The sequence below is a fragment of the Pseudarthrobacter sp. W1I19 genome, assembly GCF_030817835.1.
In the GTDB taxonomy this organism is placed as follows: domain Bacteria; phylum Actinomycetota; class Actinomycetes; order Actinomycetales; family Micrococcaceae; genus Arthrobacter.
The window spans coordinates 892,282-918,089 of sequence record NZ_JAUSZR010000001.1 but is presented as its reverse complement, the minus strand read 5'-3'; the positions used below and the strand labels follow the sequence as shown (position 1 = coordinate 918,089).

Annotated in this window: 23 protein-coding genes and 1 pseudogene; 14 read left to right on the top strand and 10 right to left on the bottom strand. The window is 63.6% G+C overall.

Translation table 11 applies throughout. The annotated features are described in order from the left end of the window. The first annotated feature begins 72 nt into the window (after positions 1 to 72). The 6 genes from QF038_RS04260 (at position 73) to QF038_RS04235 (ending at position 7,080) form a co-directional block, all read left to right on the top strand. Positions 73 to 1,098 (top strand): LacI family DNA-binding transcriptional regulator, encoded by a 1,026-nt coding sequence (locus QF038_RS04260; protein ID WP_307609047.1) that lies wholly within the window; start codon positions 73 to 75, stop codon positions 1,096 to 1,098. Between the two features lie 69 nt (positions 1,099 to 1,167). Continuing rightward, on the top strand, positions 1,168 to 2,472 hold the full coding sequence (locus QF038_RS04255; RefSeq protein WP_307609046.1) for a sugar ABC transporter substrate-binding protein: 1,305 nt from the start codon (positions 1,168 to 1,170) through the stop codon (positions 2,470 to 2,472). Continuing rightward, complete coding sequence (locus QF038_RS04250) at positions 2,469 to 3,425, top strand: carbohydrate ABC transporter permease (protein WP_307609045.1); 957 nt, start codon at positions 2,469 to 2,471, stop codon at positions 3,423 to 3,425. Before QF038_RS04255 ends, QF038_RS04250 begins: the two co-directional genes overlap by 4 nt. Next, a complete protein-coding gene (locus tag QF038_RS04245) occupies positions 3,418 to 4,302 on the top strand; it encodes a carbohydrate ABC transporter permease (RefSeq protein ID WP_307609044.1) in 885 nt (294 codons plus the stop codon). Before QF038_RS04250 ends, QF038_RS04245 begins: the two co-directional genes overlap by 8 nt. A 33-nt stretch (positions 4,303 to 4,335) precedes the next feature. Next, on the top strand, positions 4,336 to 5,700 hold the full coding sequence (locus QF038_RS04240; protein WP_307609043.1) for a glycoside hydrolase family 172 protein: 1,365 nt from the start codon (positions 4,336 to 4,338) through the stop codon (positions 5,698 to 5,700). 30 nt (positions 5,701 to 5,730) lie between these two features. Next, positions 5,731 to 7,080 carry a glycoside hydrolase family 32 protein gene (locus QF038_RS04235; RefSeq protein WP_307609042.1) on the top strand — a complete coding sequence of 450 codons (1,350 nt, stop codon included), beginning with the start codon at positions 5,731 to 5,733 and terminating at the stop codon, positions 7,078 to 7,080. Positions 7,081 to 7,161: 81 nt separating this feature from the next. Here the strand turns inward: QF038_RS04235 and QF038_RS04230 are convergent, their stop codons facing one another. After that, positions 7,162 to 8,034, bottom strand: coding sequence for an AraC family transcriptional regulator (locus QF038_RS04230; RefSeq protein ID WP_307609041.1), 873 nt, complete (start codon positions 8,032 to 8,034; stop codon positions 7,162 to 7,164). 189 nt (positions 8,035 to 8,223) lie between these two features. Between QF038_RS04230 and QF038_RS04225 the strand changes: the two genes are divergently transcribed. After that, positions 8,224 to 8,742, top strand: coding sequence for a hypothetical protein (locus QF038_RS04225; protein ID WP_307609040.1), 519 nt, complete (start codon positions 8,224 to 8,226; stop codon positions 8,740 to 8,742). Positions 8,743 to 8,953: 211 nt separating this feature from the next. Here QF038_RS04225 and QF038_RS04220 read toward each other — a convergent pair whose 3' ends face one another. Further along, the gene (locus QF038_RS04220) at positions 8,954 to 9,769 is read right to left on the bottom strand and encodes an MBL fold metallo-hydrolase (protein WP_307609039.1); all 816 of its coding nucleotides are present in this window, start codon (positions 9,767 to 9,769) and stop codon (positions 8,954 to 8,956) included. 261 nt (positions 9,770 to 10,030) lie between these two features. On the opposite strand from QF038_RS04220, the gene QF038_RS04215 reads away from it, so the two are divergent. From QF038_RS04215 to QF038_RS04190, 6 genes are all read left to right on the top strand, one after another. After that, positions 10,031 to 11,443: an ABC transporter substrate-binding protein gene (locus tag QF038_RS04215; RefSeq protein ID WP_307609038.1), complete on the top strand. Its 1,413-nt coding sequence runs from the start codon at positions 10,031 to 10,033 to the stop codon at positions 11,441 to 11,443. A gap of 143 nt (positions 11,444 to 11,586) precedes the next feature. Further along, positions 11,587 to 11,961, top strand: a complete 375-nt coding sequence (locus QF038_RS04210) for a hypothetical protein (protein WP_307609037.1) — start codon at positions 11,587 to 11,589, stop codon at positions 11,959 to 11,961. Beyond that, positions 11,945 to 13,636 carry a caspase family protein gene (locus tag QF038_RS04205; protein ID WP_307609036.1) on the top strand — a complete coding sequence of 564 codons (1,692 nt, stop codon included), beginning with the start codon at positions 11,945 to 11,947 and terminating at the stop codon, positions 13,634 to 13,636. The genes QF038_RS04210 and QF038_RS04205 overlap by 17 nt, the downstream gene beginning before the upstream one ends. A gap of 305 nt (positions 13,637 to 13,941) precedes the next feature. After that, entirely contained in the window at positions 13,942 to 14,325 is a 384-nt protein-coding gene (locus QF038_RS04200; RefSeq protein WP_307609035.1) for a hypothetical protein, read from the top strand. Continuing rightward, on the top strand, positions 14,318 to 16,390 hold the full coding sequence (locus QF038_RS04195; protein ID WP_307609034.1) for a matrixin family metalloprotease: 2,073 nt from the start codon (positions 14,318 to 14,320) through the stop codon (positions 16,388 to 16,390). Before QF038_RS04200 ends, QF038_RS04195 begins: the two co-directional genes overlap by 8 nt. A gap of 8 nt (positions 16,391 to 16,398) precedes the next feature. Beyond that, positions 16,399 to 18,378 (top strand): DNA/RNA non-specific endonuclease, encoded by a 1,980-nt coding sequence (locus tag QF038_RS04190; RefSeq protein WP_307609033.1) that lies wholly within the window; start codon positions 16,399 to 16,401, stop codon positions 18,376 to 18,378. Between the two features lie 23 nt (positions 18,379 to 18,401). On the opposite strand, the gene QF038_RS04185 is transcribed toward QF038_RS04190, so the two are convergent. The 8 genes from QF038_RS04185 to QF038_RS22275 all read right to left on the bottom strand — a co-directional run bounded on the left by QF038_RS04185 (position 18,402) and on the right by QF038_RS22275 (position 25,336). Further along, entirely contained in the window at positions 18,402 to 18,632 is a 231-nt protein-coding gene (locus QF038_RS04185) for a hypothetical protein (protein WP_307609032.1), read from the bottom strand. A 26-nt stretch (positions 18,633 to 18,658) separates the two neighbouring features. Beyond that, positions 18,659 to 19,987 (bottom strand): S8 family serine peptidase, encoded by a 1,329-nt coding sequence (locus QF038_RS04180; protein WP_307609031.1) that lies wholly within the window; start codon positions 19,985 to 19,987, stop codon positions 18,659 to 18,661. A gap of 37 nt (positions 19,988 to 20,024) precedes the next feature. Further along, positions 20,025 to 21,608, bottom strand: a complete 1,584-nt coding sequence (locus QF038_RS04175) for a triacylglycerol lipase (RefSeq protein ID WP_307609030.1) — start codon at positions 21,606 to 21,608, stop codon at positions 20,025 to 20,027. Between the two features lie 42 nt (positions 21,609 to 21,650). After that, positions 21,651 to 22,307 carry a BTAD domain-containing putative transcriptional regulator gene (locus QF038_RS04170; protein WP_307609029.1) on the bottom strand — a complete coding sequence of 219 codons (657 nt, stop codon included), beginning with the start codon at positions 22,305 to 22,307 and terminating at the stop codon, positions 21,651 to 21,653. Positions 22,308 to 22,620: 313 nt separating this feature from the next. Next, positions 22,621 to 23,229 (bottom strand): hypothetical protein, encoded by a 609-nt coding sequence (locus QF038_RS04165; protein WP_307609028.1) that lies wholly within the window; start codon positions 23,227 to 23,229, stop codon positions 22,621 to 22,623. A gap of 48 nt (positions 23,230 to 23,277) precedes the next feature. Beyond that, a complete protein-coding gene (locus tag QF038_RS04160) occupies positions 23,278 to 24,087 on the bottom strand; it encodes a hypothetical protein (RefSeq protein ID WP_307609027.1) in 810 nt (269 codons plus the stop codon). 309 nt (positions 24,088 to 24,396) lie between these two features. Next, on the bottom strand, positions 24,397 to 24,912 hold the full coding sequence (locus tag QF038_RS04155) for a hypothetical protein (protein WP_307609026.1): 516 nt from the start codon (positions 24,910 to 24,912) through the stop codon (positions 24,397 to 24,399). Positions 24,913 to 25,135: 223 nt separating this feature from the next. Beyond that, the gene (locus QF038_RS22275) at positions 25,136 to 25,336 is read right to left on the bottom strand and encodes a hypothetical protein (protein ID WP_373461618.1); all 201 of its coding nucleotides are present in this window, start codon (positions 25,334 to 25,336) and stop codon (positions 25,136 to 25,138) included. A 48-nt stretch (positions 25,337 to 25,384) separates the two neighbouring features. On the opposite strand from QF038_RS22275, the pseudogene QF038_RS04145 reads away from it, so the two are divergent. Then, positions 25,385 to 25,601 (top strand): annotated as a pseudogene (locus tag QF038_RS04145) (Lrp/AsnC ligand binding domain-containing protein); the annotation flags it as partial. Positions 25,602 to 25,808 lie beyond the last annotated feature (207 nt).

Here is a 25,808-nt window from a genome sequence, read left to right as displayed (position 1 = left end):
CCCATTGCACATCGAAACGTTTGTCTCTACTATCGAAACGTTCGCGCAATCGTTTCGCTAGAAGGAGTCGCAGTGGCAACCATCGTCGATGTCGCATCACTTGCAGGCGTCTCGACGTCCACTGTGTCGCACGTCCTGAACGAGACCAGGCACGTCGAGCCGGAAACCAAAGAGCGTGTCATAAGCGCTGTGAAGGCCACAGGCTACCGGCGTGACGTGCTGGCCCGCTCCATGCGCCGCGCCAGGACCGACTCCATCGGCCTGGTGGTCTCCGATGCCGGGGAGCCGGCATTCGCAGACATGGTGCATGGCGTGGAGGAGGCGGCTGCGCACAACGGCCTCTCCCTGCTGCTGGCCAACTCGGCGGAAGATCCCGTCCGGGAGCGCGCAGCTGTGGAAGCCCTCCTGGACCGCCGGGTCGATGGCCTCATCCTCGCACGGGCGGCGGGTTCAACTGCCGGGCTGCTGGAGCGGATCCGGAAGGAAAAGAAGCCGCTGGTCCTGCTGGACCGGCTGGCTGACCTGGGCGGGGAGCAGGGGCAGGTGGACCAGGTTGGCGTCAACAACCAGGCCGCAATGGCAGCCCTGGTTGACCACCTCACGTCCCAGGGCCACGAGCGGATCCTGCTCGTCTCCGGGGACCTGCGGGTGTCTTCGCTCCGCGAGCGCTATGACGGTTTCCGGGCCGCCATGCTCACGAAAGGCATGGCAGTACCACCCGAACTTCTCTGCGAAGGCACAGTCACCGCGGCAGCCACGTTCGACCGGGTCCGGCCGCTGCTGGCCACCCCCTCAGGACGTCCGACGGCGATCCTCGCCTGCAGCACGCTCCTGGCGGCAGGTGCGTTGCGGGCTGTACAGCACGAAGGACTCCGGGTGCCTGGCAGCATGGCCTTCGCGACGTTCGACGGCTTCACCTACTCGGACCTGTTCCAACCCCAAATAACCACCGTGCGCCAGCCCGCGTTCCAGCTGGGTGAAAGCGCGGTGAGTTTACTTTTGCAGCGGCTCGAGAACCCCGCTGCGCCCGCCACAATCCTCCGGCTCGAGTCCCGGATCGAGTTCCGCCGCTCTACCAGCAACAGCTCCACCGACTAACCCCAAACAAACCAACGTCGCATCCCACCAGCGCACCTCCCCCGGGCGCAGCATGCAAAGGAGCATTCCATGAGAAAAACAGTCCGCACTACCTTGGCAACAGCGGCAACCGTTGCCCTGCTGGCCCTGACAGCCTGTGGCAGCGGCACGGACGCAGCCACGCCGGCGGCGGACGGTCCCTACGCCGCCCCGGCCAAGGACATCACCGCCAGCATCTCCGTTTCCAACTGGGGCGATCCCGGCGACAAAGCCGTCTATGACGGCGTCGCCGAGCGCTTCAAGGAGAAGTATCCCAACGTCACGGTGAACAACAACTTCACCCCGATCACCACCTGGACCGAGTACGTCAACAAGCTCGTCACGCAGGCAGCAGCCGGCCAGGCGCCGGATGTCATCAACATCGCCACCGAGGGCGTCGAGCTGGGCCTGGCCAACGAGCTGTTCACACCCCTGGACGGCTTCCTCAAAAACGATCCGGAGGCCAAGTCCCTGCGCGAGGACATCGATCCCAAGCTCCTCGAAGGCTTCAGCAAGGACGGCTCCACCTATCTGATGCCCAACACGTTCAACACCATGGTGATCTACTACAACACCAAGATGTTTGAGGCCGCCGGGATCGAACGCCCAAGCGACGACTGGACCTGGGACGACTTCCTGGAAATCTCCAAGAAGCTGACCACCGGCTCCGGCGCGGACAAGGTGTACGGGTTCGCCATGCCGTACTACTCCTTCGGCATCACCCCGTGGCTGTACTCCAATGGCACGTCCGTGATGAGCGATGATCTGGAGAAGGCCCAGCTCACCGATGCGAAGGTCAAGGAAACCGTGGGCTGGGTGCGGGACCTCGTCACCAAGCACGGTGTATCCCCGCAGCCGAAGGGCTCTGACCCGTACCAGCTGTTCCCCGCGGGCAAGGCGGCCATGACCGGCGCGGGACACTTTGTCACCGGCGGCTTCGAAAAGGCCGGTTTCAGCGACTACGACATCCTGCCGTGGCCGAAGGGCACCACCAAGTCCACCGTGTTCGGCGCCGGCGCCTTCGCAGTCTCCAAAGCGTCCAAGAACAAAGAGCTGTCCTGGGAGTTCATCAAGATGCTCACTGACCAGCAGACCCAGAAGAAATGGGCCGACGCCGGCGCCGCCGTTCCGTCCACCAGGACCGCCGCTTCATCCCCGGAGTTCCTGGCTTCCCCGGAACACGCCGAAGAGTTCTACAACTCACTTTCCTACGCGAAGCCGGTAGCGGCTCCGCGCGCCTACAACGTGCTGGATCCGGCGTTTATGCGGGCCATGGACGAGATCATGTCCGGCCAGGACATCGGCGCCTCCCTCCAGAAGGCCCAAAAGGATGTTGAGGAGGCGTTGCAGCAGTGACCCTGATCGTCCCCCAAACCGAGCTGCCGCCCGCGCCCCCGTCCGGGCGCGGGGGCCGCCCCGGGCACCGCAGCGCCGCCCGCCGTCGGGAAGCCCTCACCGGCTACCTGTTTACGGCACCCACGGTGATCGGCTTCCTGGTCTTCGTCCTCGGTCCGCTCGTCGCGGCCCTGTACCTCAGCCTCACCAAGTACAACATCCTCACGGCACCCAAGTTCATCGGCTTCGACAACTACGTCCGGATGTTCCGGGACGAACGCCTGGCCACCACATACGGCAACACTGTTCTCTACGTGGGCGCCGCCGTCGTCCTTATAAATGGTTTTGCGCTCCTGTTCGCCGTGCTGATCAACCAGCGGCTCCCCCGGGCACTGACCTACGTGTTCCGCTCCGCCTACTTTTTCCCGTACCTGGTGGCGCTGGTGTACGTGTCCATCATCTGGCAGGCGCTCTTCCAGAAGGACACGGGCATCCTGAACTACTACCTCACGGCCCTGGGCGGGGAACGGATCGACTGGCTCAACAGCCCGGAGTTCTCCAAAGTGTCTGTGGTCATCGTGGACACGTGGCGGAACGTCGGCTTCGCGATGCTGATCTTTGTGGCCGCCCTGCAGGAAGTCCCCAAGGACATGGTGGAGGCTGCCCGGATGGACGGCGCCAACGAGTGGCAGATCTTCCGCCGGATTGTGCTGCCGATGATCAGCCAGGCCACGTTCTTCAACATCACCATCACCATCATCGGCGCGTTCCAAATCTACGAATCGATCATTGTGCTCACCCGCGGCGGTCCCGGCGATGCCAGCCGCAGCGTGGTGATGTACATCGCCGAAGTGGCCTTCAACAAGTTCGACATGGGCTACGCCTCAGCCATCGCGGTGACCCTGTTCCTGATCATCATGCTGGTGACCATGGTGCAGTTCCGCCTAAGGAAGTCATGGGTGAACAATGAGTAACGCCGTCCTCCCCTCCCGCACCGTTGCAGGACAGGACGTACGACGGCGGCGGCGTGCCGGCGTCGGGAAGTCCCTTTCCGTCGGGCTGCTTGTCCTGGGCGCCGTCGGAATGATCGCCCCCTTCCTGTGGATGTTCACCACGTCCCTCCGGGACGCCAGTCACGCCTACGACCTGCCGCCGCAGTGGCTGCCCACCGAATGGGACTGGGGAAACTATGCGGCAGCGGTAAGCGGACCAGTGCCTATCCTGCGGAACATGTTCAACAGCGCGGTCATAGCGATTGCCGTCAGCGTCGGCATGATCATCACCGCTCCCATGGCCGGGTACGCCTTCGCCAAACTGGAATTTCCGGGCCGCAATTCCATCTTCGTGGGCCTGCTGTCCTCGCTGATGGTGCCGGCGCAGGTGACCATCATCCCGCTGTTCCTGCTCATGCGGACCTTCGGTCTGCTGGACAACCCGCTCAGCCTGATCCTGCCCGGCATCACCGGAGCCTTGGGAGTATTCCTGCTCCGGCAGTTCTTCCTGGGTTTGCCCCAGGAAATCATCGATGCCGCCCGCATGGACGGGGCAACCGCCTGGCAGACCTACCGGCTGATCGCCCTTCCCCTGGCCAAGAACGCCGTCAGCACCCTCGGCGTCATCACCTTCCTGGGCAGCTGGAACGCCTACTTCGCGCCGTCCATCTTCCTCAACAGCACCGATACCGCCACCCTCCCGCTGGGCCTGGTCCTGATGCTCGGTCCCTACGGCGCCGGCAACGTGGCCCAGGTGATGGCCGCGACCACCATCGCCATCGCCCCGGCATTGATTGTCTTCCTTGTGGCCCAGCGTTGGATCATCGCCAGCCTCACCCAGTCAGCCGTCAAGGGCTAAACCAAACAACTTTCCCGAAAGGTAAGAACCACCATGGCAACATCGCCGCGCTCCGGCCTGCTTTCCAGCCTCACCAAGCTCTCCTCCGCCCGCACCGCCCGCGCCTCCAGCTGGGACCAGACCGGCCGCAACCGGGACAACTGGATCATCATGCCCGGAGAGGAACGCGTCCTGGCAGACCTCGAAGGCCCCGGCGCCATCACCCACATCTGGATGACCCAGTCCTGCCGCATCCAGCCCGGCCCGGGGCAGATCTCCCCCGAACTGGTGGGGGTCCCCATGCTGGAAATCCACAACGCCCTGGGCGTCAGCTGGGAAGTGGTGGACCCGGACTACTACCGCAAGATCGTCCTCAAAATGTACTGGGATGACCAGGAAACCCCGAGCGTCATCGCACCCCTGGGCGACTTCTTCGGCCTGCTCAACTCCCTCTCCGGCTCCTACGACTCCCTGCCGCTCTCCGTCTCCGCCAAAGAACCTGAGCTGAACACCTTCGGCGGCAGCGCGGCCTTTAACAGCTACTTCGAGATGCCGTTCAACTCACGGGCCCGGATCGTCGTCGAAAACCAGAACGATATCCCCTACCTGCAGTACTTCTACATCGACTACGAGCTCTACACCGAGCCCCTCCCGGAAGACACCGCGTACTTCCACGCCCACTGGCGCCGTCAGAAGCCCAACGCCGGCTGGGGCCCGGACCTGCAGACCAACAGCATCGAAGTGGCCATCCCCAACCTCACCGGCGAGGATAACTACGTTGTGCTGGAGACCGAGGGCCAGGGCCACTACGTGGGCTGCAACCTGGCCGTGCGCCATTTCCAGGGCTCCTGGTGGGGCGAGGGCGATGACATGATCTTCATCGATGACGACACCTGGCCGCCCAGCCTGCACGGCACCGGCATGGAGGACTACTTCGGCCACGCCTGGGGCATGCAGCACAACGCCTTCCTCATGAACGGCACCATGGTCCATGAGGAAAACGTGCCCGGCTTCCACCACAGCTACCGCTTCCACATGACCGATCCCATCCGGTTCCAGAAGCGCATCAAGGTCACGTTCGAGCACGGCCACGCCAACCACCTCTCCGATGACTGGTCTTCCACCGCCTACTGGTACCAGACGCTCCCCTCCCCGGTCCTGGACATCGACGCCGTGGAGGACCGGCTGCCGCTGCGCCCCCGGGACCAGGTGGAAGAACTCCCTTTGCCGGAGCTGACGCCCGCGCAGCAGGCTGCCCGCGATGCCGCCGCCGAGCGGATGCAGAAATTCACGGAGGCCCGTGACGCCGTCCGGAACGAGCGCCGGTCCGAAATAGACGAATGGGAAAAGGCCAATGCCGAGCAGGCCCGGGACATCCGGCAGCGGTTCCTTGCCGCCGACAGCGTCCCGGTCGCCTGACCGCTCCCACCCACCAAGACGAGGACTAGCATGAACGCGCAACTACCGCGGCCCGCTTTCCACTTCACCGCCGCCGAGGGATGGATCAACGATCCCCTGGGCGTCACGTGGAAGGACGGCCAGTACCACCTCTTTTACCAGTACGTTCCCGGCCGCATCACCTGGGCGTCCAACTGCCACTGGGGCCATGCCACTTCCCCGGACATGGTTGCCTGGACGGAGCAGGGCGTCGCGGTCGCGCCTGGTGACGGGGACGACGGCGCCTGGTCGGGTTCCATCGCGACGGACACCGGTGGCGCCGCCACCATGTTCTACACCTCCGTCACCGAGCCGGACTTGGGCATCGGCACCGTGCGGACCGCCACCCCGGACGACGCTTCCTGGAACAGCTGGACCAAGGGTGGAAAGCTGATGACCGCGCCGGACCTGGGCGTGGTGGCCTACCGGGACCCGTTCGTGTTCCGCGACGCCGGGCAGTGGCGCATGTTCGTGGGCGCCGGGCTTGAGGGCGGCACGGCAGCCGCAGTCTCCTACAGTTCCCCGGATTTGCAGCAGTGGACCCTGGACGGCATCGCCGCACAGCGTTCCGGCGCCGAAATGGAACCGGTGTGGACCGGCACCATGTGGGAGTGCCCGCAGCTGTTCGAGATTGACGGCTCGCACGTGCTGGTCACGTCCATTTGGGAGGACGATGTCCTGCACTACGTGGCCTACGGGGTGGGCAGCTACGCCGATGGCACGTTCACCGCACGTTCGTGGGGCCAGCTCAGCTACGGCAAGAGCTACTACGCGCCCTCCTTCTTCCGGGACAAGGACGGTGTGCCGGCACTGATCTTCTGGGTCCGCGGCGTCATCAGCCCCGAAGGGCGGTGGGCCAGCGCCCTCAGCGTCCCCCACACACTCACCTTGGACGGCGGCACCCTGGTGGCCACACCCCACGCCGACCTCGCCAACTACACGGAAGCCGCACGCGTGGAGCAGTTGGGCGGCGGTGCCTATGAAAGTGTGCTCGACGGCGGCGCGGACCTTCGCTGTACGGTCGCCGCTGGGACGGTCATCTGCCTGGGTACCCCGGACGGCCAGCTGGCCGCGCTCCGCCACAACGGGAACGGCCTGGAGGTGACGGCGCCCGGCAACGCCGACTTCACCGGAGTATTCCTCCCGGTTGCTGAGGGGACAGACGTCCGCCTCATCATCGACGCCGGAGTGCTGGAGATCTCCGGCCAACAGGGCATCATGGCGGTTCCGCTGCCCATCACGGCCTCGGCGGTAACCCTTACCGTGACCGGTCCGCAGCAGCTGAGCCTGGCGGTGGTCGGCTCCGTGGAAACCCCGCAGGATGACCATGCAAAAGCACAGCCAGCCGTGTCAGGCCACTGAAGCGGCAGCGGTTCCGGCCCGTCCCTGGGATTCAGGGAATCTGCCGGCCACCTGGCAGCACCAGCCCGTACGCTGGCGCTGCTAGGCGGTAGGCGGAGTGGTTTTCGCTTCGATCGGAATCCACAGCTGTCCGCGTCCCCTCGAACCGTCCGGTTCCGGCTGGACGCTCAGCAGTTGTGGCCCCGGCGCCCATAAGTAGGGGTTGGCGGGGAACCACTCGGCGGCGGCGTCGGCCCACAGCTTTTGCAGGGCCTCGGGGAATTTTCCCTCGGTCTCGAAGACCACCCAGAGGCCGGCCGGGACTTCCTTGGAGTCAAATCCTTCCGGCACCGGCTGGATCGATGCCGCGGCACGCCAGTAATCCAGTTCGCTTCCCTCGGTTCCCGGCTCCTCGATGTTCTCGGTGACCGCCACGAGGCCGAGCGGCTCGGTGTCGGACAGCTTGGCCAGGCGTGGCCGCACCGAGGGGTCCAGTCCCCGTTCGAACGCCTCTATGCCTGGGTTTGGTCCTTCATAGACGAGCCGGATCCGTGTCTTGAGGCCAATCAGGCGGAAGGCTTCCTTCTTGACGATCTGGTGTTTCATGCCTGCGCTCCCTTCGATTCGAAGATGGAATCTCAATTGCGTTTGTGAGTGGAGCACGGCGCCGGGGCGACGTGCCTGTGAGGGGCTGAGTCCATGCATGGCTTTAAAGGCGCGGGTGAAGGCCTCGGCGGACCCGTACCCGTAGCGTGTTGCGACGTCCAGCACCCCCTGGCCGGCAAGGATTTCGGCCGTCGCCGCTGTGAGCTTCCGGCGCCGGATGTACTCGGAGACGGGCATGCCGGCCAGCGAGGCGAACATCCGCCGGAAGTGGTACTCCGAGGTGAGCGCGACGCGGGCAAGCCTGCCGACGTCGACCGGCGCGGTCAGGTCCGCCTCAATGAGCTCAACGGCCCGGTTCCATTCCTGCACGGCATCCTCCCCTTCCCTTCTACGGTATGGCGAACAGGGTCCAGGCAACCCAACTATCTCTGCCCGAAAAGATCAGGGTCCAAAGCCCGGAAAAATGAGGCAGAAGGAGCTCCCGGAGCCCTCTTGACAAGCCCCAGGTCTGGCCTTCTGATTCACATACCAGCGCGAACAGGAAAGGCCGTGGTGGCTATGCCTGCCATCCAAGCATCTCCGCCAGTAAAGCAGTCACGCCTCCGGACCGGAGCCGCCCTCATGGCACTGGCCGGCCTGGCGTTCGTGGCATACGCCGCCGTCTTCCTGGTGCTCAACTTCGCCGGCACGTTTCTGGAGTTGGGCATCGGGCCCGATGAAGTGGACAAGACCAAGGCAGACGTCGAGGCGTTCAGTCCACAGCTGTATCACTACATCAGCCACCTGCACATCGCCCTCAGCGGCTTTATCGCCGCCACCGGGCTGGCGCTTGCCGGCCTCGCCTGGTTCGGGGTGCGGCGCGGAGAACGGTGGGCCTTCACCACAGCCGTCGTCGTCACCGTCGTGGGACTGGCCGTCTCTGTCCCCGCGCACTACCCGTGGGGCCTGGCCACGCTTGGGCACCTCGGCCCGGTCTACCTGGCCGTCCTGATTTTCCTGGCCGGGGCCGGGACAGCGTATAGCGGGCTGCGGATGGACGCCGCGTCTTCTCCCCGCCCGGCGGATGCAGTGGACTAAGCCAGGACGCTCTGAGCCTCGGCCAGGTTGGGGTGGTGCGCGGCTACGCAACTCTGGCATTGATCAGTGCGGACGGTTCCAGGCAGATTGCCATGGCCGTTTCCCGTGCTCCAGGCCGGACCCGGTGGGCTTTGGCGATCCGCAAGCGCTGGAGATGTCAGAGATTGCTGTGAACGCGCTCAATCAAGCGTGCTGAGAGCCGTACGGCGGCCTAGTTCTCCCGGCGGGTCTCCTGCAGCCGCTTGATGAACCAGCGCGACTGTTCCGGCCCGTAGGGCAGCACCGGGATGGCCTTGGTGGCATCGTCCGGGGTGTCCCGGATGGACCCGCGGGCCTGGCGGACCGCAGTGGTCATGGTGTTGGCCATGGTCTTGACGAACTGGTCGCTGCACGGCTTCCCGTGCCCGGGGATCAGGAACTCGTACCGGTGGCGGAGCGCCGAGATGTGCCGGAGCGCATCCGCCCACTCCTCCGGGTACGAGTCTTCGAAGGACGGGTGGGCGCCCTGCTCCACCAGGTCGCCCACATACAGGGTGCTGGGGGTGCCCACCAGCAGGTCGCCGTCGGTATGGCCGCGGCCCAGGTAGAACAGGGTGGCGGTGAGCCCGCCGAGGTCAACCAGCACCGGCTGGTCCTTCACCAGGGCGTTGGGGACCACGAGCTCCACGTTCTCCCCTTCGCCCGTGGACATCTCCGGCTCCAGCGTCCCCACGAAGCGGCGCTGGAGGTCCCCGCGTTCGTCGATCTCGGTGGCGCAGTTCTGGTGCGCCCAGAACTCGGTGACGCCGGCTTCAGCAAACACGGCATTGCCGAAGAAGTGGTCGTAATGCGCGTGGGTGTTGACGACGACGAGCGGCCGCTGGGTCTTCTCCCGCACCGCATCCAGGATCTCCCGCCCCTGCCGGGGGCCGCAGCCGGTATCGATCACCATGGCCCGCTCGGATCCTACGATCAGTCCGGTGTTCAGCAGCGATCCTTCGGTGACCAGCACATAGTTGTTCGCGCCGACTTCGAGCCATTCCGACATTGTTTCTCCGTACCTCCGGCAAAGCAGTGTTCGTTCGTCTAGGCGTCGATTGTACCCACCGGGCCTTGGAGTTCCCGGGAGGCAGAGCGAGTACGACGGCGGCACGCGGCCGCCGTCGTACGGCCCACCTTCCTAAATGGGTAGGTCAGTTAGAGGCCTCGGCCCCTTCATAATCAAGGCCAAATTGCACTAGTTTGAGCACTAACCAGCAACGCTGAGAAAGACGCGACAAGGCTGTTGCACGACTAGTAGGAGACTGAAATGGTTGTTTCCCCGCAGGCAACGCGGTCTCTTCTTATACAACTGGCGCTTTGTATCAGCATGGTACTTGCCCTGGTCTCATGTGGGGGTTCACCTCATTCAGTTGCCGGTCCCAAGGGCCCAGGCGTCTCGGCAGAGCCAAACGATCCCGCAGAGACAGATGTGAAGGCGGCGCCTACGGGGAACGGCGCAGTCCCGGATTGCACCTCCGTAACGTCCCTGCCAGATTCAGCCCCTTCTGGCGCGGCGGCGATTCCTGCTGCCGCTACCACTACACCGGAGCCCTTAAAAATCGGCACTCTCCTGCCCTTAACAGGGTCGCTGGCGCACTACGGGCCGCCGTCGACAGCTGGCGTCAACCTCAGCATCAAAGAGATCAAAGACGCGGGCGGTGTACTGGGCAAACCAATTGAGGTGATCCACCGCGATTCCGGGGATTCGAAATCTGACATCGGAGCGCAGTCAACGCGGGAACTGCTGAAGAGCGGGGTCAGCGCGGTCATCGGCGCTGTTTCGTCGTCCGTGTCCAAGTCCGTCATCAACCAGATAACCGGCGCCGGCGTCATCCAGCTTTCGCCCGCAAACTCCTCCGCGGACTTCAGCACATGGGACGATAAAGGCCTCTACTGGCGCACGGCCCCCTCGGACGTGCTAACGGGCAGTGCCTGGGGCGACTACATCGCTGCCTGTGGTGCGAAGACACTCGGAATGATCGTCCTGAATGACCCGTACGGCAGCGTCCTCGCGGAAAATATAAAGGCTGCTTTCGAAGAGGCCGGCGGAAAAGTGATTTCAGAAGAGCAATTCAATACCGGCGATTCGGAGTTCAGCAGCCAGGTTGAAAAGATTTCCGCAGCCAGGCCTGACGCCGTCGCCCTGATCTCCTTTGACCAGGCGAAGAGCATCATTCCGTTGATGGCAGACAAGGGCATAAGTGGAAGCCAATTATTCATGGTCGATGGCAACACATCAGACTACAGCAGAGATTTCCAACCCGGAACTCTGAAGGGCGCCCAGGGCGTTCTCCCGGAATCGATTGCGGATGATGATTTCAGGAACCGACTGCTGACAATTGACCCAGCGCTGACGTTTTTTGGTTATGCGGGCGAGTCCTACGACGCCGTCAACCTCATCGCCCTTGCGGCTGAGTCCGCCAAAAGCACCAAGAGTGCCGACGTTGCCAGCCAACTCAAGGCTGTGTCGGAAGGCGGCGCTAAGTGCAACACCTACGCATCTTGTGTCACGCTGCTCCGGGAAAACAAGGACATCGATTACGATGGCCAGTCGGGGCCGGTAGCTTTTTCTGACGCCGGCGACCCCACAGAGGCCCATATCGCCGTATATGAGTACCAGGACGACAACACCGCCAAACCGTCCAAAGAAATCCTTGCCAGGATGGGTGCCAGAGGTTGAGCAACCGATGCATCAACCGCCCGCTCAACTTATTCGCATAAATTCCATTAACGCCAGGCCCGGCGTGCTCTGGTCCCGGCGTTACACCTAGGAGTACCATCAACGCCGAGAGCCTCACATCATTCCGGCGAAGGAGCACGGTAATGGACGCATTGGGAGTACGGCTAAACGATCCTGGGCTCGACGATGAAGAACTCGATACCCTTGCGAAACGCCTCCGTGCCGAACTTCTCGATCTCGACGTCGAGGATGTGGTGCCATTTCACGGTGAGGGCGACATCCCAGATGGAGCCAAAGGAATTGAATTCACCGTTATCGGTTCACTTTTGGTAAAGCTCATATCCAAAGTCGATGTGGCAAAAGTGGTGTCCGCGTTGAAGGACTGGTTGCTCCGACAGCACTTGCATTCCATTGAAGTCACGGTCGATGGCGACACATTGAAACTGACCAATATCACTTCTGAGGAGCAAGATCGTCTGGTCGAATTGTGGGTTTCCCGCCATGCAAAGCCAGACTGATGCCCAGCGCCGTATTGCCCTCATCATCGGTACATCCACCTATCAGGAAAGCACCCTTGCTCATCTCCGGGCTCCCGGGACAGACACTCAGGATTTAGCAGAGGTCCTTTCGGACTCCCAAATCGGAAAATTTGACGTCCACACCTTCCTCGATGCCCCTCACGACAGGTTGATGCGGGGCGTGATGGAAGTCTGTTCCAGCGTAGGCCCGGGCGATCTTATCCTTGTCTACCTCTCCTGCCACGGACTGCTGGACGAGAGAGGGAGGCTTTACTACGCAACCACCAATACGGAACGCAAATTCTTGGCTGCCACCTCGGTTGCGGCCGCTTGGCTGAATGATCAACTGGAAGACTGCCGGGCGCGCAGCCAAATTCTGGTGCTCGACTGTTGCCACAGCGGTGCCTTCGCAAAGAGTGCAAAGGGGGACGAGGCCCTCGCCCTGCAGGATAAGTTTCCCGGCCGCGGCAAGGTTGTGCTGACGGCGTCCCGCGCGACTGAATATTCCTTCGAAGGAACGGAGGTTGTCGGAAAGGGGGTGAGATCAGTGTTCACCAAAGCGATCGTGGACGGACTGAAGACAGGTGCTGCTGACGTCAACGGCGACGGGGATGTGACAGTTGCCGACCTCTACCAATACGTGTTCAACAAGGTCCGCCAGGAAGAGCCCCGGCAAACACCTACCATGTGGACCTACGGTTCAGAGGGAGACCTCTTAGTAGCCCGAAGCGTCCGTAAACGGGAAATACGCCCAGCCCCGCTGCCAGCCGACATCGTTGCTGCGATTGAAAGCCCACGTCCGCGTGTTCGGGCTTCCGGCGTGGCAGAACTTGCGGACCTGCGGGACAGCGGACCGCCGGAACTGGCATTGGCTGCAGAGAACGCTCTCCGGAAGATGGCGGAGGAAGAGGTCCCAAGCGTCGCGGAACTGGCGCGGGCAGCACTCGATTCTGCTCGGGGCAACGCTCGTCACTCTGTAGATGACCGAAGTAAACGTGAGACCGCCCCGGGAGCCAGTGCCGAGGACTTGGAGCCAGGCCCCGCCGGAGCAATCGGGTCAAGTCAATCTACCTCGGAGCCGGCCCAGAGGCTGTTTCCGCAAAGCACGAATCGCCGCACGGGACTGATTGTTGCCAAGCCGCCATACCTTTTGGCCAGCGGAACTTCGCTGATAGCCGCGGGATTCGTCCGCGCCGTCGGGCCCTGGTCGACGAGCCCATCCACAGCCCTTAGCTGGCTATTTCTGTTCTTGGTCACGGCCCAGGTATTACTGATAGTTTCAGGCCTGGCGGGAGGGTCCAGAGCAACACGCCAGCTTTTATGGGCGGCGATTGCGACCGATCTGGTTGTATGGGTCCTCGAGGTAGCAGTCCCGTCAACCGGACCGCTGGTGGTTGTCCTCACGGTAGTTCATCTGGGCTGTGGGATCTCTGCGTCGCTCCTGTCACTGATCTCTCGCCCATCCAGAGGAATGGCACTTTGGCTGCCGGCTTCGCTGTATGTCCTGCAGGCCGTGGCCTGGCTTGTGCAGTTCACTCAGGTACCCATTGCAGTATCAATCACGTCAATCACTGCTTCGCTGACGATACCCGGCGTATTTTTCCTCTTCTCGGGCATGCGGCTGATGCAGCAGAAATCTAACCGTCGCAAGTTGGATGTGGTTCCGGAAAACTAGGTGGTCTTCGTTCTCACAGGGAGCGCAGTTATAAGAAGATACGACGGCGGCACGCGGGCGTCGTTCTACAAGCCCCTTCACGAGGTGGGAGTTTTTGGGCAGACACTAGGACTTCCGGGCCGTTGTACTCCCGTTATCTGCCCAATAACTCCTGGTAGGAAGGGTTAGATTCCGCCAACAATCCGGCGAAGGGGCGGAGCGGCATCATCCGCGCCATACTCCACGCCGGCAGGACCAGTAACGGCGCAGTAACGCGGACCTGATGGACTCATACCTGTGGTTCCCCCGCGTGTGAGGCCGGTGTGATGAGACAGCCCTGGAGTTCGGTCCGGATGGCGGGCCTGGCCCTGGACGTCCCTGCCCAGCTTGCCCCGTCGGAGGAGCACGGCATCGAGGCCGGCGCTGCCATCCTTGAGGGCGCCGGCATGCGCCTGACCGTGGATGCCAGCCCCTTCGCCGACCCCCTCACCCGCTACGCGGACAAGCCCGGCTACGAGCATTGGCAGGAGGCTGTGGCCAGCCAATCCGCTGACTTTGTTGTGTTTGAAGAGGAGGGCACCCGCACCGTTGCGGTCACCATCCCCGGCCGCGCCACCGCCGTCGTCCACCAACCGGCAGACGCCGAACGGGACGTCGCCCTGCAGATCCTGCGAAGCATCCGAACTGATGAAGGAGAGTCCAATGTCTGAAGAGCAATACCGCGCCGCCCCGTACCTCGCGGCGGTCTCAAACACGGCCGCGGGTGAAGGCAACCCCGGCTTCAGCAAGGTCCAGGCCTACCTTGAGCGGTTCGGCTACCTGGCCGAATCCACCTCACGGGACATCGGCGTCCTGGACGACCCCACCGAAGGAGCCCTGAGGAACTTCCAGGAGTTCTTCCACCTGCCGGTCACCGGCGTGTTCGACGACGCGACCCGGGACGCGATGATGCAGCCCCGCTGCGGGCTTCCGGACATGCGCGGAGACGGCCTGGCCTTCTCCACCGCGTGTGCCTGGGCCGACCGGACCCTGACGTTTGCGTTCGACACCGGAACGGACGACGTCGCCGGCACCGCCGAGTTTGACGCCATCAGGCGCGCCATCCAGACCTGGCGGAACCTGGGCGGACTGACGTTCACCGAAGTGGCCGTCGGTTCCAGCCCGGACATCCGGATCGGATGGCGGCCCGCGGCGGACCCGGACCACTCGATGGTGGGCGGCATCCTGGCCCACGCCGACTTTCCTCCCGGCTGCAGTGTCGTCACCAACACGCTGCCCAAGCCGGTGCACTTCGACGACAGTGAGCACGTGTGGAGCGTGGGCGCAGTGGCAAGCGCCTTCGACATCGAAACGGTGGCACTCCACGAATTCGGCCACATTGTAGGCCTCGCGCACTCGAGCGTTGCGAATTCCGTGATGGCACCCACCGTCGCATCCAACTTCACCAAACGGGCCCTCACCCAGGACGACATCGACGGATTCCGGGCGCTGTACCCGGCAGCACCGCAGGCATGGTCCGGCTGGAACTCCCTTGGCGGCACCCTCACCTCGGACATCTCGGTGGGCAACAACAAGGACGGCCGGCTGGAAGCCTTCGTCCGGGGCACCGACGGGGCTGTGTGGCATCGATGGCAAACCGCGCCCAACGGCAACTGGTCCGGCTGGGCCTCCCTGGGCGGCGTGATCACCACCGAGATCGCCGTGGCCAACAACCAGGACGGCCGGCTGGAAATCTTTGCCCGGGGAACCGACAACGCGCTCTGGCACATGTGGCAAACCACCCCCAACGGCAACTGGTCCGGCTGGAACTCCCTTGGAGGCGTGATCACGGGCCCACCGGCCACCGGACGCAACGCGGACGGCCGCCTCGAGGTCTTCGCCCGCGGTACCGATGGCGCCGTGTGGCACCGGTGGCAGACTGCGCCCAACGGCAACTGGGCCGGCTGGAACTCCCTGGGCGGCGTGATCACCTCCGAAATCAGCACCGGAAGGAACGCGGACGGCCGGCTCGAAATCTTCGCCCGCGGCACGGACAACGCCCTCTGGCACAGGTGGCAGACAGCACCCAACGGCAACTGGGCCGGCTGGCAGTCCCTGGGCGGTGTGCTCACCTCCAACATCGCCACCGGCAGGAATGCGGACGGCCGTCTGGAAGTCTTCGTCCGCGGCACCGACAACGCCCTCTGGCACAAGTGGCAGACCGCCCCCAACAGCGGCTGGTCCGGCTGGGCCTCCCTGGGCGGCATCCTCACCTCCGATATCGCTGTAGGCAGGAACGCGAGCGGCCGCCTCGAGGTCTTCGTCCGCGGCACGGACAACGCCCTGTGGCACATGTGGCAGACAGCACCCAACAGCGGCTGGTCCGGCTGGGCCTCCCTGGGCGGCATCCTCACCTCCAACATCACTGTGGGGAACAACGCTGACGGCCGGCTGGAGGTCTTCGTCCGGGGCACGGACAACGCGCTGTGGCACATGTGGCAGAACAGTCCTTTCCTGACCGAAGAATCCACCGGCGCTTCCGGTGCTGCCACCATGGCGGAGGGGGCCGGCGCGGCCGCGGCCGCCGCCGGCGTGGTCCCCGAAACGGTGGAAATGCCAACCGGCACCATGGCCGGGAGCGTCACAACCAACGGGCACCAGCAGCCGGCAGCACCGGCCATGCCCGCCGGGGCAATGGACGCTCCTGCCAAGGAGTCTGCGGGCAAGCCCGGCACGCCTGACAAGGAACGCGCATCAGGAACCATGCCGGCCCTGGGCATGTCCGTCAGCGCCTGAGCAGGCGGGTGGCAGGAACCGTAAGGTACGACGGCGGCGCGCGGCCGCCGTCGTACGTCACCTCCGACGCACCCCGGGACAGCCCGCCGCGGCTGGCAGTAAAAGCACCACCAGGAAATGGACACGGCATGAACACCACCGACCACCCCGTCCCGGAAGCAACGTCCGATCACGAGGAGTTGCTGGCCTCGCTGCGGCAGTTCATCAGGACCAGAGGCGCCGCCTACCTCGAGGACCCCAACATCACTTCGATCGGTGTGGGCCACAAAGTGGTTGATGGCAAGCCCACAGGCGAGATTGCCCTCCAGTTCACGGTGGGTGAGAAGGCGGCGCCGGAAGCACTGGACGGCCTCAACACCACCCCCATACCGGAAGCGATCGTGGTGGACGGGGTTGCCGTGCCCACCGATGTTATTGAGCGGACCTACCGTCCCTCGTTCCGGGCAGTAGCCGAGGTGGAGCCACCGGCCACCAAAGTCCGGCTCGATCCCATCAGGCCGGGGGTCAGTGTGGGCCACATCCGGTCCAGCGCCGGCACCATCGGCTGCATCGTGTACGACAGGCACGAGGGGACCCCGATGATCCTCAGCAACTGGCATGTGCTGCACGGCGATTCCGGCGCCCTGGGTGACGCGGTGGTCCAGCCGGGCCCGCACGACGACAACCGGGTGGACGCGAACGGGCTGGGCAAGCTGGTGCGCTCCCACCTGGGCGTCGCGGGAGACTGCGCTGTGGCAACCATCGAGGACCGCGGATTCACTACGGCGATCCAGTCTTTGGACGTGACCCCGGACCAGCTCGGCGAACCCGAGATCGGGGACAAGGTGGTCAAAAGCGGCCGCACCACGGGCGTGACCCATGGGAAGGTGCGCCGGGTGGATGTGATCGCAAAACTTAGTTACGGGTCCGCGGGGACCCACGCCATCGGCGGCTTCGAAATCGGCCCGGACCCGGACAATCCCCCGGTGGACGGGGAAATCAGCCGCGGCGGAGACTCCGGGTCCGTCTGGATTTTCAAGACCCCCGCCGGCGAGCTCACCACCGTTCTTGCCGGCCTGCATTTCGGCGGGGAATCGGGCGACAGCCCTGACGAGCACGCCCTGGCCTGCCTGCCCCAATCCGTGTTCGAAAAGCTGGAGATCACCCTCCGTCCGCCGGCAGCTCCTGAAGCCGGCGAGGATATTCCCGAAGGGTTCGGCAGCGATTTCCTCGGCCCCCACATCGGCCTGCCCACCCTTGCCGCCCACCTGGACAGTGATGCTGTCCGCCTCGCGGGCTCGGACGTCATCCCTTACACCCACTTTTCACTCTCGATGAGTAAGTCCCGGCGGTTTGCCCGCTGGGTGGCGTGGAACATCGACGGCGCGGGCTTGATAAAGCTCAGCCGGACCGGCATCGATTTCATCAAGGACCCCCGCATCCCGGCGGACGTCCAGACCGGTGACGAGCTGTACCGCGGCAACCGGCTGGACCGTGGCCACCTGGCCCGCCGCGCCGATCTGGTCTGGGGAGAGATCGACGAGGCCGGCCGGGCCAACAAGGACTCGTTCTACTTCACCAACATCACCCCGCAGACGGACGATTTCAACCAAAGCAGCAAGAACGGGGTCTGGGGAAAGATCGAGGACGCGGTGTTCGCGGACGTCGACGTCGACGACCTCAAAGTCAGTGTGTTCGGCGGCCCGGTATTCCAGGATGATGATCGCGCTTACCGGGGCACCCGCCTGCCGCGCGAGTACTGGAAGATCATCGCGTTTATGGAGCAGGGACAGCTCAAGAGCAGGGCCTTCCTCCTGACCCAGAACCTCAACCAGGTGGAAGCGCTCGAACTCGACGAATTCCGGGTTTTCCAGGTTGCCGTGACCGAAATCGAGGAACGCACCAGCCTGCAGTTCGCGGACACACTGCGGCAGGCTGACACGCTCATGGTCCCGGAGTCGGTGGGTGACCGGCGGCCGCTGGAGGATCCGTCGGACATCCAGTGGTGAGCATCCGGGGCTAGGCCCTTCGCCTACTGGATGTCTGCCTCCGGGGGCGGGAGCCGGTATCCCAGGTCCTCGTCCACGGACTGCACGCCGTGCACGGACTTCAGGGCCGGCAGGCGGTCATCCGAGGCGGACCCGGTGATGAAGCCCATCTGCAGCACCTGCTCCACCTGCATTCCGCGGGCGCGCAGGGCGTCCGCGACATCGGCGATGGCGGACACATGCTCCGGGTCCACCGTGATGTTGATGTTGACCATGCTTCAGATTATCCCCATCGCGGTCCTCACAGCGGGGCGATGACAATGCCGGAGCCAACGTCCACGGACGGTGCAATCAGCCGGTCGCTTTCCTGGACCAGCGAGGACCAGAGTTCCCGTCCGCGGAAGCCGGTGGCCTGTGCCCAGAGGGCGGCAACTCCCGCGGCGTGGGGGGTTGCCATGCTGGTGCCGCTGATGCTCCGGTACCGGGCGGGCATGGGCCAGGACGAGTAGACCTGCCAGCCGGGGCCGGCAATGTCAACCTGCCCGCCCCGCACCGGCAGGCTGCGTGCGGAGAAGAAGGCAACGTCTAGCTGATGGTCCAAAGCGCCCACAGCCATGATGAAGGGGCTGTTGGCCGGGGTGCCCACGAACCCGGTGTTGCCCTGGAGCCGCTTGGCGTTGTTTCCGGCGGCGGCGATGATCAGCGTCCCGGCGTCCAGGGCGCGCTCGCCCGCAGCCACATAGGGCGGGTGGACCTGCGGCACGTCGGCTCCCAGGGACATGGAGATAATGGCGCAGCCGCTGGTCACCGCCCAGTCGATGCCGGCGAGGATCCCGGCGTCGCTGCCTGAACCGGCGTTGCTGAGCACCTTGCCGGCGAAGATTTCCGCCTCGTAGGCCACGCCGTAGCGTGGCCCCGTGGACGGGGACTTGGAGCCGCAGGATGTGCCGATGCAGTGCGTGCCGTGCCCGTGGCCGTCCGTGGCGGATTCCCCTTGGATGAAGGAGCGCACGGTGATGTTCCGTCCGGCGAAGTCCGGGTGGGTTGAGTCGAAGCCGGTGTCCAGGACGCCCACCTTGACCCCGCGCCCCGAATACTGGGATGAGTGGGCCTGGACCGCCTGCAGTCCCCACGTGAACTGGGCGGTGTCCTGGAAGATGGGCACCGTTGGGGGTGCCGCCACCGCCGCGCCCTGACCGTTTCCGCCATTAAGGCGGGTATCCAGGTCCAGGACAGCGTCGCGGTAACCCCTCACATATTCAGTGGGGGCTGCCGGGAGGACGTGGTGGATCAGTTCCGGCGATACGGACAACACCGGACCCTGGACCGCTTCGGTGGTCTGCAGCGCGCCGATCTGCTCCGGCGCCGCCGAAACCACCGCGATGCCCAGGGAACTGAAGAACGTGGCGTCTGCGCCGCTGGTTTCGGAGACGTCCACTTCGCGGTCCTTGAAGTCACGCGAGTCCGCCACGTTGGATAGTCCTGCCGATTCCAGCACCGAGGACGGGCTGCCCTCTTCCCGGGCAAACACCACGATGAACCGGCCGGTGGTCTCGGCCCCGGAATAGTCCGCCTCCGGGACGGACCCGGACGCGTTCTCGGACGCTGGGAAGGAATTGGGGTCAATCATTTCAGGTCTCCTTTGAGCGGGGGGATGGTGAATGGTTTTAGAGGGCCAGTGTCCTGGGGGTCACCGTCAGGCGGAGGCCGGCTTTTTGTCCGAGGAGGCTCCTGGACATGGCGGGAACGGGAATGAATCCCTGCCAGCGGTTCAGAGTGGGGTCGGTGTCCTTCAGCTGGTCCTCATCGCCCGCGTCCCAGTTGCGCAGGGCGCCAGGAATGGTGCTGTTCCACGCTGCCCAGGCCTTGGGCAAGGGCCGGCCCTCAGAAGGCGGTTCGATTTCCACCAGCAGTGTGTCCTGCCAGTCCTCGGTCTGCTCCAGGTGGTCGGCAAAGAAGAAATGCCCGTCCTTTTCGATGATGGACATCAGCGTCAGCTTGAGTGCCTGCCGCAGGCGGGGCACTTCCCTTCCGTCCACGCGGGGCCGCGGGGCCGTGGACGAAAGGAACGTAGTCAAAAGCGGGACCGGTGAGTCGATGGGGTCCCCTTCTTTCCAGTGCTCGATCTGGATCGGGCAGAAGTGGGCAGCACTTTGTTCATGGACCAGGACGGGCAGCCCCCGGATGGCCAGGCCCACGTCGAGTTGGTACTCGACTTCCGGCGGGTCGGCCCTGCCCACGGTGAAGCCAACCAGTTCCACCTCAACTTTGAGGTCGCCGAAAAGGAAGCGCTGGAGGTTCTGGTAGCCCTCTTCCGAGTTGACGATGCCGTAGCGTCCGCTGTGGCTGCGGTGCACCACCGCCACCACCGCGCCTTTGACGGCGGCGTTGTCGATCTGGACCAGTCCGTCGCTGCGGGCACCCACCGCTTTGGAGGACAGGCCCAGGGCCACGTCGTAGTCCTCCGGGTTGGAGCCCACCAGGCAGAAGAGTTCATCCACGGGGAACCCATCATCGGGCATCTCGGTGGCCCGGAAGCTCTCGCGGGTCCGGATCCGCCGGAGCGCGGGTGGTGTGAGGTATTCATACATGCGGTCGGGTCCGAAGATGTCTGCCCCTTGGAAGCGTGTGGCGTCCCGGAGTTTCTCGAACAGGCCCAGGCCGACGGCGAACCGGATTCCGCCGTGTGGGGTTGCATACGTGAACACCCTGGCGACGTACCTGGCACCGGCCGCAGGGTCGATCCCCCCGTCGTCGCCGACCAGGCTTTCGGGGATGACACGCTGCAGGAGTGAGCGGCAGATGAGTCCTCCCATGGAGTGCGCCACCAGGAAGACCTTGGGGGCACCGGTTTTCTCCAGCACAAGCTTGATCATGCTGAACAGGTCCTTTGCCGCGTCCTCGAAGCTAAAGCCTTCAGGGTCCTCATCGAACGTATCCGCCGAGTCGTCGTAGAAGCGGTGGATCCAGATCGAGGCCGGATTCACGGACTTGGCGTCCGCGCTGTTAAGGAATGCCCACTGGTCCCCGTGGACCGGCACCTCGTAGTGGTGGTCTGCCACCAGGCGCAGCATGGGCGACTCGAACTGGTGGAATTTTGCCCGTCCGCCGCCATCGGCACGGACATGGACCGAGCCTTGGCTGAATCCGTAAAAGGGGTCGTCAACAGCACTGTTGACCGCGGAGCCGGTGCCCGCAAACCCGCGGACGTAGATCACCGGGAGCCGGCCGTCGTGAAGGGTGTTTCCCATGGAGAGAGTGCAGCACGGGAGCCGTTACGGCTGCGTTACCGCCTAGGTGGGGTTGAGCGCCGCCCGCCCGCCCAACAGGGAACCGGCGGCTGCAATCAGGCGGCCTGCCACCGGATGGGCCTGGCGGTCAAGGAGGTCGGCCACGAGGGCGGTGAGGGATCCGGATGGCAGGAGACCCATGTCCTGCTCCAGCTGCTCGCGGTACCGCTCGTAGGCCCGCAGCGCTGCGCCGGGATTTTCACGCTGCAGTTCGGCCGCAACGAGCCAGGAAACAGCACGCTCATAGAGGGGCTCAATTTCCAGTGTGGCGTGTGCAGCTTCCGCTGCCGTTTCACAGTCACCCGCTGCGAGGGATTTCCGCGCCAACAGGGCGAGGGCCTGGAAACGCTCCTCCGTCAGGCGGTTCTGTGCGAAGACCACCCAGTCCTCGTACCAGCCGGGGAGGAGTTCGGCGTCGCGCAGCTCATGCAAGAAGGAGGCGCCGTTCCCCCTGTGCCGGTCTTCCTGCAGAGCCTGGATCTGGGACCTGATGCGCTGCACATCAACGTCCACCCGCTCGTCCAGTGACAGCATGGCTCCGCCGTTAACCAGCAGCCCGGGCACCTGGCGGGAAATCAGGTGCACCGTAACGCGCAGGCTTTCCAGTGCCCTGGCGTCAGGGTACTCCGGCCACAACAGGCCGCTCAGATACCCCCGCATGCCTGGTCCATGCACGGCCAAGGCAGCGATCAGCCGTTGCTGGCGTGTTGCAACATGGAGAATTTCATCGTCCCGGCGAAGCCGCCAGGACCGAAGTAAGTCCAGTTTTAGTTCCCCACAGCCCACGGTGCCCATGGAAACCTGATTTCCGATTTGTCAAAAGGATGAGGCAGGTATGAATGAGCATCCTCAGTACGAACAGTGGTGTCAATAAGCTGCTACCCCCTTCTTCGATAGGGAGAGTGCACTCTCTCCTATCGGTCAAAAAAGGTGTCATAGGGGGAAAGCAGCTTTACCTCAGGGTTGGAGCAAGTTACCTGGAGGGTGCCCCGAGGGCAGGCCTTCCCGTCGTGGGCCTGACGGTGGTCGTTACAGGCGCCGGCGTAGCGGACCCGGAACTTGCCGACGGCGTCGGCGACGGTGACGGCGACGGAGAGGTGGTCGACGGCGACGGCGCGGGCCCGGACATGGACCCTGTGGTGGGTGGCAAGGTTGCATTGCCGGTGGCGGCCCCAGCCACTGGGAGCGGGACAGAAATTCCCTTCCTCACTGATCCTTCCTGGGCGTCCGGTTCGGCCACGGATACTTCCAGGTTCGCCTCCCGCACTTTGGTAGTGGTCCATTCCCCGCGCACCACGCACGCTTTACCTGGCTTCAAGATTCCCGTGCAGCCGTTGAAAATGACGCGGAACGCCGTGTTGTTTAGGCCGACGTCGGGCACGCTCACGTCAGAATCAGTGCCGTTGGTGACTTCTATCGATTCAACCGTGCCGGCAACAGCCACGGGGTTGGTCTGCGCGGCCTGGACTATCCAGGTGTCCTCGCCAATCCGCACCCGGTTCTCAACTACCGGCTGCGAGTCCTCGGTCCTGGTATCCCGGGCGCCTCCGGACGGGCCTGTGCAGGAAGATAGGACGGCCACGCCAAGAAGGCAAGCAATGCACATTTCCATTGCTGAATGTCTCAACTCTCAGCCTCCTGGAACGAATTCGACTCGATATTCCGGATTTTCTTCCAGAATGATTGCAACGCCGTTCTCGCGCCGCCAGCCTTCGGGAAGAAGAAAGAACTTATCGGCGCTCCTGGTGACAAACTTCAGTCCCGTGTATTTAAAGTGATACTTTGCGTCCGGGTCCGGAATCCTGTCCTCCCGGACCGGGCTCGCCAGAGCCAGTGATTGGACGCTGTAAACAACCACGGAGGGGCGTTTAGCCAGCTCGCGTTCATATTCCCGGGACCTGCCTGTACCCAGGGCCGCGGCGTAGAGCGAGCAGGCCCAGAACAGGGCCAGTACCACCAGCAGCACGGTGCACACGTAGCCGAGTTTCTCCCACATGGGCAGATATCTGCGCCCTTGGCCGGTTGGTGTGGCCAGCCTCCGAAGGACCCAAAAAGCGTAGGCGCTGACCGCAACGCCACTGCCCAGGGCAACCGGTTCAAAGAGGAAAGGGGTAACGAAAGGAGGTTCCTCAAACATCACCCACACGCCAAGCGTGGTGACAAGAACGCCGGCAGAGAGGACTACCCACGCCCCGAAGAGAATGTACCTGTGTACGCCGGTCCGGCCAATGATATTGAGTGTAAGGGCGTGAATTCCAATACAGACAACACTGATGAGAAGAATGGATATCGCAGGCACGATAATCGCGTCGGCGCTTCGCAACAGATAGTCTACGGTCGAGTATTCGAGAATGCTTTGATCTATGCCGAAATATGCGGTGCGGGTAGCCGTCATAGTCCAGCCAAACCAAAATGCCAGCGCGGTGGCGATAGTGGTCAAGGGCGCAATAATGGCAAACCACTGAATTATTGAATGGCTGAGATCCACCCCCGTCGTGGGAGCTGAAGGCGGCTTCCGCCGGAAGGTGCTGGGCCGGGCGGCTGCAGGCAGGGGCGATCCACGGCTGCGCTGCGCGTCCGGCCGGCGTCCCGGAACCCTGCCCGAGTTCACTCTTGCTCCTCATGCCTGGTAGGCATTTCGCATTTGCTCACACAGGCCGTTACTGCGGCGTTACTGCCCGGATGGAAGGCGTACGACGGCGGCACGCGCCGCCGTCGTACGCCTCACCTAAGGCACCTCTACACTCTTCTAGGCAATAGCTGCGCAAACATCAACGGAGCTGCCTGATGTGGCGTCGACAGAAAGCACCTTGAATGTCTCCAGGGACTCCAAAGTAAGGACGAGCGTTCCGACGTATTGGGTGATCCCAGCGCCAGGGGCATCATTCCCGAAATAGACAAATCCGTTATGGCCTGTGTAAGTTGCCGTTGCCGTCCCGTCCGCGTTCGCCTCATACTTAGCTACTGATCCGGAAGTTTTGACCGAGTAAGTGTTGCCGTTTGTGTCATTGGTATATGTCAACAGCACTCCCTTCCCCGCGGTGAAAATACGGCCGTCGCGAAGTACTATCTGCGTGATTTTCCCGCCGGTGCCCGTGACTGTTACATCGAAAGAACAGCCTTGTTTTTTATGCGCGTCCAGACTGAAAGAGAAATCCTGCAGCTGGGGAGGCCTGCTGACCGCTGCTCCAGCAGAGGGGGCTACAAAAAGCACCGCAGCCATACCGGCTAGTGGCGCAAGCCAACGGATAGATTTTCCAAACATCAAGATCTCCTAAATTGCGGCAGGGAAACGTACAACCAGCGCGGCGGAGACCATACGTCGACATAAGAAACGGGCGAACCCTGAGGACGGCAAATGGCCGCAGTGAATCAGGCCCTATCGATATTCGGCCTGGACTTTTCCCCACGCATCGGAGCGCAGCGGAGAGATAGATATGAGAATGCCGACAGGAACGATAGGAGTCAATAAGTCGACCTCCCCATGTTCATATTGCGGAGAGCCAACTCTCGACTGCGATCACGGCCGACATCCTTGCCCCAGCCGGAGGACATCCTGTCCAGATAGGGGCCCGGCGAAGGGGCCGGGCGGCATCATTTGCGGCGATACCCGTAGAAACAGGCGTCACCGAGATCAGCGGCTTCCCTACATCCAGCGTCTCCCCCCGCTGCCCGTGCAGCTCCGCCACAATCCCGGCATACGGCGAAGGCACCTCAACAGTGGCCGAAACGTGCCACGACACCAGCTCGGCGCCATCCCGGAGGTGCACCACGTGGCCCTGGTAGGCCGTGACTTCGACGTGATCCTGCTTGTCGCGCAGTGGACAACATCGACCTGCGCCGGGTCATCTTCGACCAACTGCAGTCCATGCCGGGCGTCCTCGACATCCGACATTCCTGGTGTTCGACGATCTGGGGATACGCGCTAGATCAGTGGCGGCCCTTTCGCCTTGATCAGTCCTGCAGCCAGGAGTCCCACGCCCGCAAGTGATGCCAGCATGCCGCCCAGTGCTACGGCGTATTCGGTGATAGTCATTCCGCCACTCCTTCGTGATGTCCTGCCCTGATGGACCCCAAGCTACGACCCGAAGGCTCTGGGTCCTGTAAGAATCGCCCGCAGATTGAGTCAAGATTTGTGCAGCACGGGGTTCCTGACCAGGT

Coding starts and splice junctions, on each gene's coding strand:
- QF038_RS04255 (WP_307609046.1), top strand. CDS start 1,168: ATGAGAAAAACAGTCCGCACTACCTTGGCAACAGCGGCAACCGTTGCC.
- QF038_RS04245 (WP_307609044.1), top strand. CDS start 3,418: ATGAGTAACGCCGTCCTCCCCTCCCGCACCGTTGCAGGACAGGACGTA.
- QF038_RS04240 (WP_307609043.1), top strand. CDS start 4,336: ATGGCAACATCGCCGCGCTCCGGCCTGCTTTCCAGCCTCACCAAGCTC.
- QF038_RS04235 (WP_307609042.1), top strand. CDS start 5,731: ATGAACGCGCAACTACCGCGGCCCGCTTTCCACTTCACCGCCGCCGAG.
- QF038_RS04225 (WP_307609040.1), top strand. CDS start 8,224: ATGCCTGCCATCCAAGCATCTCCGCCAGTAAAGCAGTCACGCCTCCGG.
- QF038_RS04220 (WP_307609039.1), bottom strand. CDS start 9,769: ATGTCGGAATGGCTCGAAGTCGGCGCGAACAACTATGTGCTGGTCACC.
- QF038_RS04215 (WP_307609038.1), top strand. CDS start 10,031: ATGGTTGTTTCCCCGCAGGCAACGCGGTCTCTTCTTATACAACTGGCG.
- QF038_RS04210 (WP_307609037.1), top strand. CDS start 11,587: ATGGACGCATTGGGAGTACGGCTAAACGATCCTGGGCTCGACGATGAA.
- QF038_RS04205 (WP_307609036.1), top strand. CDS start 11,945: ATGCAAAGCCAGACTGATGCCCAGCGCCGTATTGCCCTCATCATCGGT.
- QF038_RS04200 (WP_307609035.1), top strand. CDS start 13,942: ATGAGACAGCCCTGGAGTTCGGTCCGGATGGCGGGCCTGGCCCTGGAC.
- QF038_RS04195 (WP_307609034.1), top strand. CDS start 14,318: ATGTCTGAAGAGCAATACCGCGCCGCCCCGTACCTCGCGGCGGTCTCA.
- QF038_RS04185 (WP_307609032.1), bottom strand. CDS start 18,632: ATGGTCAACATCAACATCACGGTGGACCCGGAGCATGTGTCCGCCATC.
- QF038_RS04180 (WP_307609031.1), bottom strand. CDS start 19,987: ATGATTGACCCCAATTCCTTCCCAGCGTCCGAGAACGCGTCCGGGTCC.
- QF038_RS04175 (WP_307609030.1), bottom strand. CDS start 21,608: ATGGGAAACACCCTTCACGACGGCCGGCTCCCGGTGATCTACGTCCGC.
- QF038_RS04170 (WP_307609029.1), bottom strand. CDS start 22,307: ATGCGGGGGTATCTGAGCGGCCTGTTGTGGCCGGAGTACCCTGACGCC.
- QF038_RS04155 (WP_307609026.1), bottom strand. CDS start 24,912: ATGTTTGGAAAATCTATCCGTTGGCTTGCGCCACTAGCCGGTATGGCT.